Raw genomic sequence first — 15,642 nt, 5'->3', positions numbered from 1 at the left:
GTGGCAAGGGCATCGTTCTGGCAACGGGTCAGTCAATGGTACTTGCCAAATATTCCCGATTTAGTTCGACGCAAACTCATATCTGGTATTGTTGCCGTCGCTGTATTGTTCAGTGCGGCAGCGTTTTTGCACGCCTTACTGATTCCGCCGCTAGCAACGGGCGATGAAGCCCTGCACCTCGATTACGTGGTAGATGTTTCGCAGCTTCAACTGCCGCGGTTTTTTGATGGAGCGCACTTTAAAGTACCGGGCGCCTATACCCCACCGGTGCAGTGGGTCTCCCAGCATCCACCTTTGTATTATATGATCTTGGCGCCCTTTGTTGCGCTAGCAGATAGCTTTGGATCGCCAGGCGTAATGGTGTTCGTTGGAAGAATGCTATCACTTATCATTGGGCTTTTGGCGCTACTCGCCATTCCGCCGATTTTAGCCCGTTGGCGCCAGTCACCTCGGGTCATTCTTGGCGCAACACTGCTCGGGAGCGTGGTCAGCATGCATATCGGCACCAGCTCAGCTATTTATAATGACCCACTCGCAACGCTGCTTTCGGTTGTGACCGTTGGCTTGGCTGGCTACATACTGCTCGAAGGGCCAACCAGGCGGCGGGTAGGCTTATTAGCGCTGCTAGCTGCGCTTGGGCTTTTCACGCGAGCAACGATGCTCGTTAACGTTATGGTCGCCTGTTTGACACTGGTCATTGCCTACCCACTCCACCGCCAACAATTAGGTACCTCTATAAAAGCCAGCCTTTTAAAAGGCATTGGCGCCGCTACCCTTACGGCCGGACTTAGCTTGGTTATCGCTGGCTGGTACTATGTTCGAAATTATACCTACAGCGGCTCATTTGTTGGTAGTCAAACCGAGTGGGCAATAGAGCATCTTAATCGGCAGTATTTCACTTTTGGAAACGTGCTCAGCAGGCCTGATTTTATTCAGCAGTACTTCGCTGGATTTAGTAGTAGCCAGATTATTATTCTTAGCTGTTTCGTACTGTTTGCAGCTGGCATAATCGGTACTATCCTTTGGTCGCGGCGGCATCGAACGCACCACGAAAAACGCTTCTTACTGCTGATTGGCCTAATTGTCCTTCACTCAATCGGTATCGTGCTGCTACTAGCGCAACACATCATGAATGGTGGCGCTAACAATTATCGCTATCTCTTGCCTGCACTGTTAGCAACTGTCTTTCTTCCTGCCCTTGGCGCCCATTATCTTCGCTGGCCAGGCAAAATACTCTATCTGGTAGTCTTCTTTGGTGGCCTCTGGACGGTGCTGTATTCAATTTTTAAAGCCGAAACCGGTAAGCTCGCCGTCTACACCAACGGTTCATTCGATTTTACGATGCCACGCTCGCTGCGTGAGCTGTTGATTGTGGGTGGTCTTGCCGTTATCTGCCTGAGTGTCGTTTGGGTATTTCTGAGTTTTTATAGAATCCGCAAGGCCCAGTTCCAGCAAAAACGGTCTATTTTAAGCGTTCCTTCACGACTTTTTTAAGCAGTGTTTTTATATGTGCATCTACCGGAATAAGCGGTGACTTTGGCAAATGAGTTTCGTCTCGCTGCAGAATAAGATATGTTACTATACCACCACCCTGTGAGCCAACCAGCAGGCCAGCAACCAGCAAGCTTACTTTTAACCATTGCGCCCGTAAAATTATAGCGATAGCCTGCAGGCTAAAAGCTACGATGAATAGCAGCACTGGCAAACTATAGCGGCCTTGCACTGCAACCGGAAAGGCTAGCTGCACGTATTCTTGATAATTCCTGATCCAAAGCACTAGAAGATAACCAATTACAATAATTAATATCAGGAAGCTCGCTGGGGTATTGAATACGCGCCAGCCAACCAGTAAAAGCGCCGCCAGGCTAATAAACAGAAATGCCCACAGTGCAATCCGTAATACCGGCAGCCCGGGCGATATTCCGTACCTATTTGATCGCGGATCTTGGTCGAGGCCGGCAATCAATAGGCTATTGACCATTTCGGGCAGCCAATAGTCTTTGGTGTATTCAATTCGGTTGACAATCGGCGACGGGCTCGTCAATTGCTTCTTTCGAAGCTCGTAGTTCCTGGCCCAAGGCACATATTGCTGGCATTCTCCAACGCTCCGCACTTTTTCGCACGGCGCTTCTAAGCTCTTATATACCAGCGCGTTCACGCCAAACCGCTCGAAAAATAACCCTATCCCAATAACAAGCGGCACAATCAGCAAAATGCGCTTCACTACAGAAAGCGCCCGGTAACCTTCGCCGATTGAAGTTATAATTTTTCTGCGTTTGTATAGTGTCCAAACTAATGCCCCGAGTACCCCAATAAAGAAAATTGGCAGAAACGAAAACTTTACCAGGCTGGTGAGCAAACCGGTAGTCACTAAAGCGCCGCCGTTAACAAAGCTGTTGCCCATACCTTTTATGAACCGCACCAGATAATACGCGAACACCGCCGAACCGAGTATTTGCAGCGTGTCATAACTGACATGGCCGGCGATATAGCTCACCAGAGGAATAAGCGAGAACAATAGGATGGCTACATTCGTCGTGGCTCGACTAAGGCCCAGCGCCAGAAGCGTTTTACGGTAAAATAACAAACTGGCGGCAACAAAGGCTGTCGAGATCACCCGCACGGTAACAATCGCCAGTAAACTGTCGCCGGTCAGCAGTTTCGCTACGCGATAAGGAAAACTCATGAGGTAATGATACAGATACGATCCGTACCGAGTAATATCCCCGAACACCGCTGACTCAGGGCTTTGGGCCGTAATAAGCGGCCCCCACTGCTGCGCGTATATCTCGATAATTCCCACGTGGTAAGGTTCGTCAAAGATAAGCGGGTAGCTGGCGGTGATGGCGACCCATATTGCCTGCAACCAAAAAAGGCCGACAACGGCCGCAAAGAACTGCCAGCTGCCGAGTAGTGCGATACAGCGTTTGGTAAACGGAGGCTTAGAAGCGATCATTTCATATAGTGTACCACTGTTTGAAGAAATTCGTTAGCTTGGCGCATTGCCGGCCAGTGCCAGTCGGTTTCGCTATAAAAAATATAGGTTAACGCGCCCGACCCGAATACGCCCGCGACAATCAGCCCTGTTGCAATAACTGCCTTTATACTACGTCGCTTCAGGACCCTACTGGCTGCCAGCACAATCAGTGCCAGCAGAAACGGCAGCAGTGGAATAAAATACCGTCCCTGAATAGCCACCGGTACCGCAAAAAGGCTATATTCGCTATAATTACGCCACCACAGCGCAATGGTATAAATCGCCCCACCGGCAAGTATAAATAGGAGTGGTAGATGGTACTTTAATTGTCGCCGAAAAAGCCACACCAACACCGCTCCGCCAAGCAATATACTCCAGCCAATACACCGCAGGACCGGGTGGCCGGCTGCCGCATGGAGATTCTGCGGCGTGCCCTGGTGCAGCGCTAATGCGCCCGTAGGCGGATAGGCCGCGGTAATGAAAAGATCATTAATAATCTGCGGCAACCAGTTAACAACAGTGTAGAGCAGTGGGTTGTTCACCGCTTTTGGCTCTATTTTCTGCTGAGCCAGCAATGTGTCATTTCGGGCCCACGGACTGTACTGCAAGCAAGTTTCGCGACTTTGCACCTGGCTACAATCTGGTGTGAGTGAGTGGTAGCGCAACAAGTTGCCACCGTACCGTTCGGCAAATAAGCCAAAACTTATAACCAGCAGCACAATAAGCACCCCTTTTACCCCGAAGCGTAACTTCTTAAAACTATCTATAAAATCTGTAAAAATCTTTGTTTTATGCTGGCGTACCAATACCACCCCAGCAATCAGTAAAAAGACCGCAAAGATCGGCAACATCGTAAACTTCACCAAAGTAGCCAGCATACCAAGCGACACCAGCCCCAATAGCCATCCCGCCCAGTCTTCTTTTTGGATGGCTCTTAGCAGGCAGTAGGCCATCGCCGGAACAAGTAGCAGCGTAACCGGATCGTAACTCACATGCGCCGAAACAAAAGGCACCAGTGGCGTTGCGACAAATAATAATAGAGTAAAATGCACCACCGCTCGAGGCAGCTTTGCAAGCAGCAACACCCAGCGATACATAAATAGTGCCGCAACTACCGTGGCAACACTTAAAAGACGGAGCAGAATCGTCAATGTCTGAATATCAGAAGTAAAAAGCTTTGCCAATCGGTAGGGAAAACTAGCTAAATAATGATACAGGTACGAATTATAGCGGGTAATATCCCCGTAAACCGCCGCTTCGGGTGGCTGAACGGCTATAAACGGCGATAACTGCCGCGAGTATATATCAATAATTCCCAAGTGATATTCTTCGTCGAAGATCATTGGATACGTCACCGATACCGCCAACCAAACTGCGCTGATACAAAAAACGAGCACCACTCCATAAAAAAAATAACGGTGCGCTATGATACCCGGTACCCGCGCCGTCCAGAGCCGCCAGAAAGATGCTACACTATTCATATATCTTTATTCAGTATAGCAAGTCGTTTAATTATAAAGGCACCTCCATGCGCGAAAAAATAACCGCTCTTATACGTTCAAAAAAGGTTCGAACTACCGCCGGCATTGCCATTTTAGTGCTATCATTAGCAGCTTTCAGTTTTTATGCCGTCACCCATCCTGAGCTGTTTCAGCATCTTACTTCGGTCAGACTTCCTGAGGCCGCCGGCATACTGGCACTCTATTTTGTGTTTTTGTTTGCCACCGCCAGCATTTTGCACGTTAATGTACAGATGTGTAAGGCGGTTATTGGCCGAAAAGAAGGCTTTCTGCTGACTATTTACTCCACGATTGTAAACTTTTTTGGTCCTTTACAGAGCGGCCCGGGTTTTCGGGCAATCTATCTAAAAAAGAAACTCGGTATCAAACTACGCGATTATGGCCTCGCAACCGTCTACTACTACCTGTTTTTTGCGATTTTTAGCGCTATTTTTTTGTTGCTTGGCGTGCTCGAACCGATGGCGATTGTCTTTGCCGTAGCCGGATTAGTTGGGCTGGCCTTTTTATTTATTATCTGGCGCAAGCGGACCGGTAAAAAAGCTCCTTCTGGCTCACCAAAATTATTCTTACAGCTGGCCGTAGTGACGCTATTACAGGTCACAGTGGTGGCGATTATTTACTTTATCGAACTCCGCTCAATCGATAGCTCCATTTCACTGCAACAGGCTTTCACCTACACCGGGGCGGCTAATTTCGCCCTGTTTGCTGCTCTCACGCCAGGTTCAATTGGTATTCGAGAATCGTTCTTGCTGTTTTCACAGCAACTTCACGGCATCGACAGCCAGACCGTCATTGCTGCTAGCGTCATCGATCGGGCGTTTTACTTTATTTTCTTGGGCCTTCTGTTTCTTATTGCTACTTCGCTCCATGCCAAAGACAAATTGCAACTTCGATCGAAAAATAACGAATAATCGTACCGCTGCTTGTTGTGCACTTTTCAAGAAAGGTCTATAATTAACATAAGCAATAAAATAGGTCCGTCATGAAAAGCCTCAAAAAACCAAAATCACACAAAAAAACCATCATTCTTCTTGCACTACTAATTGTTCTAGCTGGCGCAGGTACCGCGTATGCGGCCATGCAAAAAATTGGCCCTTTCAGCTCACCTTCGAGCACCGCCACTGAATCAACCGAGCCGGCCCAAAACGATATTAACACCAGCCCGCCGACCGACGACCAAATTGATGCCGGCGAACAAACTGCTACCGACAAAGAGCCGCAAAAGCCTTCACCTACTCCCCCCGATAACAGCGAACCTGGTACCAGCAAACGCCAAGCCCAAGTTACTATCGATTCGGTGAATCAAACCGGCACCACCTTGCGCATTCGTGCCTCGATCAACACCATCGATGCCGATAGTAAATGTACCGCCACCCTTACGCGCGTCAGCACCACAGCCTTTACCGAGACCGTTGACACCCAGACCATGCCTAGCTACTCTATGTGCAAAGGCTTTAACATCCCTGTTGCCAATCTCGAAAAAGGCGCCTGGAAACTAACCATCAGTTACGAAAGCAAAAATTTTAAAGGTGAAACCACCCAGGAGGTGAGCGTGCAATGAAACGATTAGCCTCAATAAGGCTTGTTTTATTCGGTATATTATTCTTAGCTGCTGCGTCACTACTGACGCAGTCTTCAGCATCAGCCGCTGGCTCAACCGCTGGCTTCAAGGCCGGCCGGATTATTGATGATTCTACATTTACTAATGCAAACAGCATGTCGGCCGCACAAATTCAGCATTTTCTCAACAGTAAAGTACCGCACTGCGACACCAATGGCACCCAACCCTCCGAATACGGTGGCGGCACAAGGGCACAATATGGTCGTTCGCGCGGCAACCCGCCGCCATTCATTTGCTTGAAAGATTACAGAGAAAGCACCAAAAGCGCCGCCCAGATTATTAAAGAGGTAGCAGTGCAGTACCAAATAAACCCGCAAGTCTTAATTGTGCTGCTACAAAAAGAACAAGGCCTCATTACCGATAGCTGGCCCTGGAAAGTGCAATACCGCAGCGCCACTGGCTACGGCTGCCCTGATACCGCCCCTTGCGACCGCGAGTACTATGGTTTTTCTAACCAAGTACGCTGGGCGGCTAAAATGTTCCGTGCCATTATGAATGACGACCCAAATTGGTATGTTCGTTACACTGTCGGTAGCAATCGCATCTACTACAATCCTAATGCCGCCTGTGGCAGTAGCATGGTAAACATTGAAAACCGAGCGACGGCTGCACTGTATAATTACACGCCCTATCAGCCAAACCGCTCTGCCCTCGCCGCTGGCTATGGCCAGGGTGATAGCTGTGGTGCCTACGGTAATCGCAATTTCTACTTGTATTTCAAAGATTGGTTTGGTGCCACTACCGGCTCCGATACACCGTTCTTTACGGTGGCTGGCCGCGGCGGCATCTATATCACCGGTGCGAGTAACACCTATTATTACTTGGTCAACAATAACCAACTAAAAGATTACGGCTACGGCAGCCTGTTTGGCCGCATTAAAAGCATTTCTCCTCAAGCTTTTGCCGGACTCACTCCAAAAGGCGCCCTGCCAGACATAGCTCGGTTTGAAGGCGATGAGATTTATGCCATTAGCCAATCGGGCAAGCATAAGTTTAGTTCGGCTGCTCAGTATGCTCAGTACGGCTTCCGGATGGGCCAAGAAGCAAGTTTACCAAAAGAGCTTGCCAGTTGGTATGCCGCCCGATCAGAAATGCAGAATGTGCTTCGCCAGCACGATCGACCGGAGGTATTCTTTGTCCAGGACGGCAAGAAGCGTCATATCTCGTCGCGTCAGGCCTTTGAAACCCTTGGCTCCCCGGCTTACGTCTCGCGGGCTTCAGTCACGCTCTCGAGCCGTTTTGCTACCGCCCTCTCGACCGGTGCACCCATTTTAACCGCTAGTACGCTGGTTGCTGCAACAGATACAGCAGCCTACCACTGGTGGAATGGTACCGGACGCCAGGCAATTGCGCCAAAAATTATTCACGAAGCCGAGAAGCCAGTTGACTACGCGGCGCCAGCTAAAATCGTCGATCAACTGCCCGCAGCTGCGACCGCGCCCATCGATAACTACGTTCGCGACGCCGCCGGTAAATACTATCTGCTCTCAGGAAAATACAAAATCCATCTTTCCCCTGCCGACGTCACTAAGCTTGGTGTCGCCGGTAGCAACTATAAGCTATCTGACGACGTCTTCCTGGCAGCTTTCACTAATGTAGTACCAACCAATAAACCTATCCGAATTAACAAAAGCAGTAAGATTTACCTCTACGTCGATGGTGCTTTCCGGCACGTTTATTCACAAGCCGATCTCGCCAGTTACGGTTTTAGGACTGGTGATGCCATTAATTTAACGACCGAAGTAACTAAGCTCTATACTGTCAGCGAGCAACCGTTGCTTGCTGAAGGGAGTCTCATACGCAGCAACCGTGCCCCAGAGGTATACCTGATAAACAATGGCAAAAAACACCATGTCACCTCTGTAGCTCAACTAAAAAACTTTGGTAAAACCATGGGCGATGTCCGCAGCGTCACACCCGAAGCGGCCAACGCCTACCCTACCAGCTCACCGCTCGCCTATTGGCTAAAAGATACCTCTGGCGCAGTGTGGTTTATCCAAAACGGAAAACGCTACAGTGTGAGCGCGCCAATGCTTCTGCCCGAGCGTTACGCCGTTGCAACCACTCACCTCACTGCCATAGCCGATAGCACGCTCACAAAACTTGCGATCGCCGGTCAGCTAGACCAATTCGTCCGTAGTCACGGCGATAAAAAGGTCTACGTTATCGAACACGGCAAAAAGCGCCACGTAGAATCATGGGCTGCCTTACGTAAACACTACGGGGACGATAAAATAGCGCGAATCTTAGACGTATCCGCTGATTTTGTACAGCCTATCCCAACCGGTACGCCGGTACGCTAGTCATGTAACTTGTTCGCTGACGTATCATAAGCTACACAAAAGACCCCGGCTTCTCATCTGCAGCAATTAGGTATAAGATAGACGTAACTGTATGAATAGAGTCGTCGTTGTTATCCCCAGCTGGAACGGTGCTGCTGAGCTGCCGAGTGCCATTGAATCAATCTTGAGTCAAAGCTTGACCGACTTTACTTTGGTAATTGTAGATAACGCCTCCAGCGACGATTCGCCGCAAATTATTAAGGAATTCGCACAAAAAGATAAGCGAATTAAAGCTATCTATAACGATAAAAACTATGGCTTTACCGGTGGCGTGAACGCCGGGCTCGCTTACGCCATTAAACATAAAGCCACTTATGCTGCCCTATTTAATAACGACGCCGTCGCCGATAAAGACTGGCTGAAGCATTTAGTAGCCTTTCTAGATGACCACCCGGCTTACGGCATGGCGGCCTGCAAACTACTCCACGCCGACGGCAAAACTTTTGATAGCACTGGCGATCAGTATTCGATTTGGGGCTTACCGTACCCGCGCGGCCGCGACGAGCCAACCAGCACCAAATACGATCACTCAACCGAGATTTTTGGCGCTTCAGGCGGCGCCAGCATCTACCGGATTGCCATGCTAGAAAAGATTGGCCTGTTTGATGAAGATATTTTTGCCTACTACGAAGATATCGATATCAGCTTCCGCGCTCAGCTAGCTGGCTGGAAAGTTGCCTATGTGCCTGAGGCCATAGTCTACCACGAGCAGGGCACCACTAGCGCTAAATTAAAAGATTTTACGGTTTATCAGGCTTTTAAGAACTTCCCGATTGTGGCTGTGAGGAACATCCCCAAAGGTCTCGGCCGCACCATTTGGCCGCGGTTTTTACTGGCTTACGCCGCTTTTTTTGCCAGTGCCATCAAGCGTGGTAAAGGCCTAGCTGCCCTTAAGGGAATTGGTAAATTCCTGACTTTACTTCCTAAAAAACTCCGCGAGCGGCGCCAGATTCAAGCCTCCCGCACTGTTAGCCTTGACTATATCGATTCACTACTGCTTCACGACTTACCGCCCGACCAAAAGAAGCTACTGGCGCTGCGCGCTAAATGGTGGAAACTGCGAGGTAGAGCGTGAAACGAATTGTCATCGACGCCCGGATCATAAACTCTACCACCGGCCGCTACGTTGAACGCTTGGTCGAACACTTACAAGCTATCGACACTGAAAATCACTACATTATTTTGGTACCCGAAAAAGATAAAGACTATTGGCAGCCAAAAGCGCCAAATTTTGAAGTACAAATTGCTAACTTCAAAAACTATAGCTTGGGCGAACAAATCGGTTTTGCCAAGCTCCTCTACCAGCTCAAGGCCGATCTAATCCATTTTTGCATGCCGCAGCAACCGCTGTTTTACTTTCGGCGCCATGTCACCACGGTGCACGACTTAATTTTGCTCCGGACATATAATTCAGATAAAAACTGGCTGGTGTTCCACCTAAAACAACTGGTGGGGCGGGTGGTATTTTTTGTGATAGGCCGCACCTCAAGGCACATTCTGGTGCCAACACAGTACACCAAGCAGGACTACCAAAGCTTCGCCAAAATTCCAGCCAGCAAAATTACCGTCACCTATGAAGCCAGCGACATCGCCACCACCAAAAAAACTGCCATTGATCTCCCCTTCAAGCAATTTTTACTGTATGTTGGCCAGCAAAGCGACTATAAAAACGTTCGCGGGTTAATTCAGGCGCACCAGGTGCTGCGGACACAAAAGCCAGAGCTCGGCCTGGTAATTGTGGGGGCACTAAACGAAGCTGCCCGCCGCAACAAGGCTTGGGTCGAACAGCATAACTTTCAGGGCGTGCATTTTACCGGCTTTGTCAGTAATGAGGAGCTTGCTTGGTTATATGGCCATTGCACCACCTATGTTTTCCCCTCGTTTATGGAAGGCTTTGGCCTGCCTGGGCTCGAAGCTATGGCTTTTGGCGCGCCGGTGGCCAGCAGTAACGCCACCTGCTTACCCGAAGTCTATGGCTCAGCCGCGCACTACTTTAACCCGCACAGCAGCCATGATATGGCCCAAAAAATTGCCGAAATTATCGATCAGCCCGAACTGCGCCAGGCACTAATTGCCGCCGGAAAACAGCAGGTACAGAAATATTCCTGGCACAAGATGGCCCAAGAGACGCATCAGGTCTATCTGCGCGCCCTCACCGATAAATAAGAAACTAATCTTCTTTGATAAAAATAACAATATGCCGGTCGCGGCCTTCGCCTTCGGAACGGGTTGAGACATCACCATACTCACTAACCGCGTGATGCACCACCCGGCGATCGGCGGCGTTCATTGGCGCTAACGGGAGCGGCTGTTTTGAATCGCGCACGGTTTTTACCCAGTCTTCTACTCGCTGAGCCAGACGATCGGCGCGTTGACGCTTATATTGTGCAACATCGATATTCACCCGATGCAAGGCCGCCTCTTTGTTACGCAGCGTTGTCGAAACCAGCAGCTGCATACTGCGCAAGGTTTCGCCGCGCTGGCCAATCAGGAAGCCGTTAAGATGGCTCGAGGGGACGCTTAATTCAATGACCTCATCGTCGTGCGTTGCCGTCACATCAACATTTAGCCCAAAAAACGATAAAATATCTTCTAAATACTTCTTGGCAAATACTACTGACGCTTCAGTGTCCATACTACCTCCGTTTACGTGATTTTGCGGTGGTCTTCTTCTTACTCTTTGCTACAACAGTCGCCTCAGTGGCGTTGGCTTCCCGGGTTTTTGCCGGCGTGGCTTTTTTGGCGACCGCCTTCTTTGGTGTGTTTTCTGCGCTATCGGCAATAGCTTCCATTTCGGTAACATCCTTTGAAAGCACCATATGCTGCTGAATAATTGCCACAAAGCTGGTGGCGGCATAGTATAGCACCAGCGCACCCGGCAGGTAGAGGGCCACAAAGAACAACAGAATCGGCAGCACCATAATCATCCGACCACTCATAATTGCCGTTACTTCCGACTGATCGACGTCTTTGCCGGCAGCGGAGTCTTTAAGAATTTCACGCAATTTCTTCTTCGAGCTCTGCTGCGGCAGCAACTGCTTCGATTGGATAAACTGCAAAACCGCTGCTACCACCGCTAAAATTACCAGCGGTACGTACACCGCGTTATTACCAATGGCGTGTTTAGTGAGGTCGATAAACCCAAGCAATGTTTCATTCAATTTTTCAGGATGAGCGATAATCGCCCCAATTGGGCCAAGTTTTTCAACGAAATCGTAGGCATAGGTGGCAATCTGCTGGCGCTCAACCGTAATAATCTGAATCACCCGAAACAGTGCAAAAAAGATTGGTAACTGGACAATTAATAGGCCAATTGAACTGAAGGGCTTAATGCCCCGCTCTTTATACAGCTCCATCATCATCTGAGCTTCAAGCGCCCGGTTGCCTTTGGCTTTTTGCTTGATCTTCTTCGTTTCGGGCTGTACTTGGCGCATCAACTTGGTTTGGTGCAGTTGCTTTTTAATCAGCGGCCACATCACCAAGCGCACCAGCACCGTAAAGATAATTAAGGCAATGCCAAGATCGTTACCTGGTGTAATGCTATAAATCGTCAGCAGCACATTGAAAATCGGCTGCACAATAAGCGTGTCGAAAATACTCATAATAAACTTTAGTGTTTACTCCTTATACTTCCCTACAGCATAGCAGATTTTGAGCGTCAGAGCGAGAGGATTAGTGCCAACAATTTATAGTTGACATATCGGACCATACGTGTTATTATGCCTGTCAGTACCCCTAGGATTAGCGTGCCGCTACCCTATGGGTTTGTTCATTTCGGATCGAGACAACGAGGAGTCAATGATGGCCACCAAGGGCGGCAGCACCGAGCCGAAGTCGGCGGAAGAGCACGCCAACGATCGTGAAACCGCGAAGAGCAAGAAGAGGCGCAAGGCTGGTCGCTTCAGCACCGGAAATCTGGTGCGTGACATCGAACAGGACAAGCGCAACGCTGTCTTTGACACGGCACTGGAATGCCTGGACATTTTCCCCGGACTCGACATCGAGGACGTCAAGGCACTGCTCGACGCCTACTGCAACATCTGGGACATCAGCCTGATCGAGCAGGTCGAACGGCGCTTCGACGAGGAGCACCTGCTGCACCTCCGGATGGCCTTCGCTTGGGCGCGCCTGCAGCCTGACCACTACGGGACCCGCATCGCGGCGTTCAAGATGGACTGGTTCCAGGAAGCAAAGCAGCTGGCCCACAAGATGGGCAGGCTGCGGTTCGAGAAGCAGAAGGCGGCAGCCCTCGAAGCAGCCAAGCGACGCGAGGCTGAAAAGAAGGAAGCCGCGCTCCGCCCGGTCTGTGACCGGGCCACCGAGCTCGCCGAGGCATGGGCAAGCACGCGGGCCGAGACCGACCCCACGGGTCAGTCCTGGCCGAAGTACGAACAGGCTGTCATCGAAGACGGCAACGCCCTGATCGAGCACTACCTCTTCGGAAACGAAGAGGAGGTCACCGAGCTGGAAGCTCGGCTGTCTGAGGACTTCACTAGCCACATCCGAAAGTTCGTGACGGTGGCAGTACTCGAGGCCAGGCTGATCATCCCGGCGCTGCCCCGCAACAACCAGTGGTACAGCGAAACGGTAACGAGCCAGGCCCGGCAGTTCATCCGGGATGAGAGGAGGCGTCAGCGCGCTGCGCAAGCCGCCAAGCCCCAGCTCGCCACCGTCTCCTGATCCACTCCGCCCTGTGGCACGAGTCGTCTACCTGACGCTCGTGTCACAGGGCACTTTTCGTTTTGACTATTTGTCAGACGTACCCTCTATCAAATTTATCTACAGTACTTATTGGCAAGTAGGAATAGTGTCCTAGAAATAAACTCTTAATAACTACACAATACCCGCCTGTTCCAAAAGCGATACCACCTGGACTTTTAATTCTGGCGCGGGCATAACCAGCGCCTCTGGCGAATACACCGTTAGGGCGATATCGTATGGCTCCTTAATGCGCGGCAGTTCCAAGCGAATAACTTCATAGATCCGTCGCCGCACCCGATTGCGCTTGACCGCCGATTTTATAACCTTCTTGCCAATAATTACCGCCACCCGCGGTCGTTTGCGGTGCGGATTTTTTGAATATTTTAAAGTCAGCGTCCGGTTGCGCTCGGTTTTGCCGTGTTTATATACATATCGTAAGCTGCCGTGGCCGTGGAATCGGTAAGGTTGGGATAACATAAATCACTTCTAATGATGGCATAAAGTCGAATAATTGCCTACCATGAAGCGTATGGCTACGCATCTCAAGGCGACACAAAATGCCGCCTAGAACACGCTGGCCTGCCTTACTGCAAAAATCAACAACCCATCAAAAGAGAGAAGCCCTAAGCCACGTGCGACAATGGTAGAATAGCTGCAACAAAAAACCGCCATCGGGCGGTGATTTGCTATCTTAGATGCTGATCTTTAGGCGATTCTTCAGCCGGCGGGCTTTCAGTACCATGCGACCAGCTTTAGTTGCCATACGTGCACGGAAGCCGTGAACACGTGCGCGTCGGCGCGAGTGTGGTTGGTGAGTTCTTTTTGGCATATCTTTCCTAGCTTACTGACCTGTCGGTGTTTTGGCAAGTCAAACTTGAATTAACTTTAGATTCATGCATTAGTATTGCAGACTTTTCCACATAATGCAAGGGGTTATCCACAGATTAACAGGGGTAGCACAAAAATGTGTATAACTCCCCCGTCTTTTATGATCTTTTCTACATCATGTTGCAGGTTGTGGAAAACTTTTGAGTTGCGTACAATTTTAAGGAGAACAGTTAGTTATTGACGAGGGTAGAAATCGGGGTATGCATTCCTTATGGCAGACAGTATTAGGCGAAATTGAACTCTCCGTATCACGGGGCACTTTTGTGACCTGGTTTAAAAACACGGAGCTGATTGAACATACCGAAGATGGCGAGATTGTGATTGGCGTCCCAAATATTTTTGCCAAACGACAATTTGAAGTGAAATTTAACGATCTTATCAGTGAAATCCTGCAAAAAAACAATATTGAAGCCCGGTCAATTAGCTACGAAATCCAAACCCAAAAAAAGAAGTCGCTCCAAACTGTAGCCACTGAAAAAGTCCAAAGCATCGCTGCTACCGCTCCAGCACGTCCAGCCGCCCCCAACGCCGGCAATGGGCTTAATCCACGCTACACTTTTGATTCGTATATTGTTGGCTCAAGCAACGACCTTGCGTATACTGCCTGCCAAGCGGTCGCCAAGCACCCGGGCGAAAAATACAACCCGATTTTTATTTATGGCGGCGTCGGCCTTGGTAAAACCCACCTAATTCAAGCGGTTGGCAACGAAATCGCCCGCCGCGACCCTGGCGCCCGAATTTTGTACGTCAGCACCGAAACCTTCGTCAATGAATTCCTTGAGTACATTCGCTTTAAAAAGAAGGGTTTTTCTGATCGCTACCGCAATATTGACGTGCTAATTATCGACGATATCCAGTTCATCGCCCGCAAGGAAAAAACCCAGGAAGAATTCTTCCACACCTTTAACGCCCTGCACCAAGCGAACAAGCAGATCATTATTAGTTCGGATAAGCCGCCAAAAAGCATCCCGACCCTTACCGAACGACTCCGCAGCCGCTTTGAATGGGGCATGTCGATTGATATCCAGATGCCCGACTTCGAAACCCGCTGCGCTATTCTGGAAACTAAAGCCTCAATGGCCAATATGGAGTTGCCGCGCGAAACAGTGGAATACTTAGCCAGCAACATCAAAACCAACATCCGCGAGCTCGAAGGCGCCCTCAACCAGCTGCTGGCCTTTTGTGAAATGCGCGGCATTACTCCTGACCTTCAAACCGCTGAAGGTTTGCTCGGTGACGTCCGCCAAACCCGGCCACACCACCTGACTGCCAAGCAGATCATCGAGCGCACCGCCAAGCACTTCCAGGTGGAACCGCGCGATATCATGAGCCCTAAGCGCGACAAACACATTGTGGTACCGCGCCAAATTGCCATGTATTTGCTTCGTAGCGAGCTACATTTAAGCTTTCCTAAAATTGCCGTCGAGCTTGGCCGCAAAGATCACACCACCGCGATTCATTCGGTAGAAAAAATTGAAAAAGCCATCAAGCTCGACTACCTCATTCGTGAGCAGGTGGCCGATATCCGTGAGAAATTGTATGTTTAAAACCTGTGAACAACTTGTGAAAAGGCCAGCGGAAAAGCCTGTGGGC

Annotated in this window: 14 protein-coding genes; 8 read left to right on the top strand and 6 right to left on the bottom strand. The window is 49.8% G+C overall.

Translation table 11 applies throughout. The annotated features are described in order from the left end of the window. On the top strand, positions 1-1,494 hold the full coding sequence (locus VD907_05960; GenBank protein ID HYG84389.1) for a hypothetical protein: 1,494 nt from the start codon (positions 1-3) through the stop codon (positions 1,492-1,494). Here VD907_05960 and VD907_05955 read toward each other — a convergent pair. Both VD907_05955 and VD907_05950 read right to left on the bottom strand, forming a co-directional pair. Beyond that, positions 1,463-2,956 carry a hypothetical protein gene (locus VD907_05955; GenBank protein ID HYG84388.1) on the bottom strand — a complete coding sequence of 498 codons (1,494 nt, stop codon included), beginning with the start codon at positions 2,954-2,956 and terminating at the stop codon, positions 1,463-1,465. The two genes, VD907_05960 and VD907_05955, sit on opposite strands and share 32 nt — an antisense overlap. After that, positions 2,953-4,458, bottom strand: coding sequence for a glycosyltransferase family 39 protein (locus VD907_05950; GenBank protein ID HYG84387.1), 1,506 nt, complete (start codon positions 4,456-4,458; stop codon positions 2,953-2,955). Before VD907_05950 ends, VD907_05955 begins: the two co-directional genes overlap by 4 nt. A gap of 47 nt (positions 4,459-4,505) precedes the next feature. Between VD907_05950 and VD907_05945 the strand changes: the two genes are divergently transcribed. From VD907_05945 to VD907_05925, 5 genes are all read left to right on the top strand, one after another. Beyond that, positions 4,506-5,408 carry a lysylphosphatidylglycerol synthase domain-containing protein gene (locus VD907_05945; GenBank protein ID HYG84386.1) on the top strand — a complete coding sequence of 301 codons (903 nt, stop codon included), beginning with the start codon at positions 4,506-4,508 and terminating at the stop codon, positions 5,406-5,408. Positions 5,409-5,479: 71 nt separating this feature from the next. Next, positions 5,480-6,058, top strand: coding sequence for a hypothetical protein (locus VD907_05940; GenBank protein ID HYG84385.1), 579 nt, complete (start codon positions 5,480-5,482; stop codon positions 6,056-6,058). Further along, entirely contained in the window at positions 6,055-8,421 is a 2,367-nt protein-coding gene (locus VD907_05935) for a hypothetical protein (GenBank protein HYG84384.1), read from the top strand. The genes VD907_05940 and VD907_05935 overlap by 4 nt, the downstream gene beginning before the upstream one ends. 91 nt (positions 8,422-8,512) lie before the next feature. Further along, positions 8,513-9,535, top strand: coding sequence for a glycosyltransferase family 2 protein (locus VD907_05930; GenBank protein HYG84383.1), 1,023 nt, complete (start codon positions 8,513-8,515; stop codon positions 9,533-9,535). Continuing rightward, positions 9,532-10,626, top strand: coding sequence for a glycosyltransferase family 1 protein (locus VD907_05925; protein HYG84382.1), 1,095 nt, complete (start codon positions 9,532-9,534; stop codon positions 10,624-10,626). The genes VD907_05930 and VD907_05925 overlap by 4 nt, the downstream gene beginning before the upstream one ends. Positions 10,627-10,630: 4 nt before the next feature. Here the strand turns inward: VD907_05925 and VD907_05920 are convergent, their stop codons facing one another. Then, entirely contained in the window at positions 10,631-11,095 is a 465-nt protein-coding gene (locus VD907_05920; GenBank protein HYG84381.1) for a R3H domain-containing nucleic acid-binding protein, read from the bottom strand. A 1-nt stretch (position 11,096) separates the two neighbouring features. Beyond that, entirely contained in the window at positions 11,097-12,062 is a 966-nt protein-coding gene (locus VD907_05915) for a YidC/Oxa1 family membrane protein insertase (protein ID HYG84380.1), read from the bottom strand. A gap of 196 nt (positions 12,063-12,258) precedes the next feature. On the opposite strand from VD907_05915, the gene VD907_05910 reads away from it, so the two are divergent. Continuing rightward, entirely contained in the window at positions 12,259-13,140 is an 882-nt protein-coding gene (locus tag VD907_05910) for a hypothetical protein (protein ID HYG84379.1), read from the top strand. A 153-nt stretch (positions 13,141-13,293) separates the two neighbouring features. Here VD907_05910 and rnpA read toward each other — a convergent pair whose 3' ends face one another. Both rnpA and rpmH read right to left on the bottom strand, forming a co-directional pair. Beyond that, a complete protein-coding gene (rnpA, locus tag VD907_05905; protein HYG84378.1) occupies positions 13,294-13,638 on the bottom strand; it encodes a ribonuclease P protein component in 345 nt (114 codons plus the stop codon). Positions 13,639-13,852: 214 nt separating this feature from the next. After that, entirely contained in the window at positions 13,853-13,990 is a 138-nt protein-coding gene (gene rpmH / locus VD907_05900) for a 50S ribosomal protein L34 (GenBank protein ID HYG84377.1), read from the bottom strand. A 259-nt stretch (positions 13,991-14,249) separates the two neighbouring features. Between rpmH and dnaA the strand changes: the two genes are divergently transcribed. Continuing rightward, positions 14,250-15,596: a chromosomal replication initiator protein DnaA gene (gene dnaA, locus VD907_05895; GenBank protein ID HYG84376.1), complete on the top strand. Its 1,347-nt coding sequence runs from the start codon at positions 14,250-14,252 to the stop codon at positions 15,594-15,596. Positions 15,597-15,642: the final 46 nt, after the last annotated feature.

The sequence above is a fragment of the Verrucomicrobiia bacterium genome, from assembly GCA_035629335.1.
GTDB lineage: Bacteria > Patescibacteriota > Saccharimonadia > Saccharimonadales > Saccharimonadaceae > DASUUR01.
This window is presented reverse-complemented; position numbering and strand designations above follow the sequence as displayed.

What these genes read in the sequence shown, in the direction of transcription:
- VD907_05920 (HYG84381.1), bottom strand. Translation starts at nt 11,095, where the DNA reads ATGGACACTGAAGCGTCAGTAGTATTTGCCAAGAAGTATTTAGAAGAT.
- VD907_05910 (HYG84379.1), top strand. Translation starts at nt 12,259, where the DNA reads ATGATGGCCACCAAGGGCGGCAGCACCGAGCCGAAGTCGGCGGAAGAG.
- dnaA (HYG84376.1), top strand. Translation starts at nt 14,250, where the DNA reads ATGCATTCCTTATGGCAGACAGTATTAGGCGAAATTGAACTCTCCGTA.
- VD907_05955 (HYG84388.1), bottom strand. Translation starts at nt 2,956, where the DNA reads ATGATCGCTTCTAAGCCTCCGTTTACCAAACGCTGTATCGCACTACTC.
- VD907_05940 (HYG84385.1), top strand. Translation starts at nt 5,480, where the DNA reads ATGAAAAGCCTCAAAAAACCAAAATCACACAAAAAAACCATCATTCTT.
- VD907_05945 (HYG84386.1), top strand. Translation starts at nt 4,506, where the DNA reads ATGCGCGAAAAAATAACCGCTCTTATACGTTCAAAAAAGGTTCGAACT.
- VD907_05915 (HYG84380.1), bottom strand. Translation starts at nt 12,062, where the DNA reads ATGAGTATTTTCGACACGCTTATTGTGCAGCCGATTTTCAATGTGCTG.
- VD907_05930 (HYG84383.1), top strand. Translation starts at nt 8,513, where the DNA reads ATGAATAGAGTCGTCGTTGTTATCCCCAGCTGGAACGGTGCTGCTGAG.
- rnpA (HYG84378.1), bottom strand. Translation starts at nt 13,638, where the DNA reads ATGTTATCCCAACCTTACCGATTCCACGGCCACGGCAGCTTACGATAT.
- VD907_05935 (HYG84384.1), top strand. Translation starts at nt 6,055, where the DNA reads ATGAAACGATTAGCCTCAATAAGGCTTGTTTTATTCGGTATATTATTC.
- rpmH (HYG84377.1), bottom strand. Translation starts at nt 13,990, where the DNA reads ATGCCAAAAAGAACTCACCAACCACACTCGCGCCGACGCGCACGTGTT.
- VD907_05950 (HYG84387.1), bottom strand. Translation starts at nt 4,458, where the DNA reads ATGAATAGTGTAGCATCTTTCTGGCGGCTCTGGACGGCGCGGGTACCG.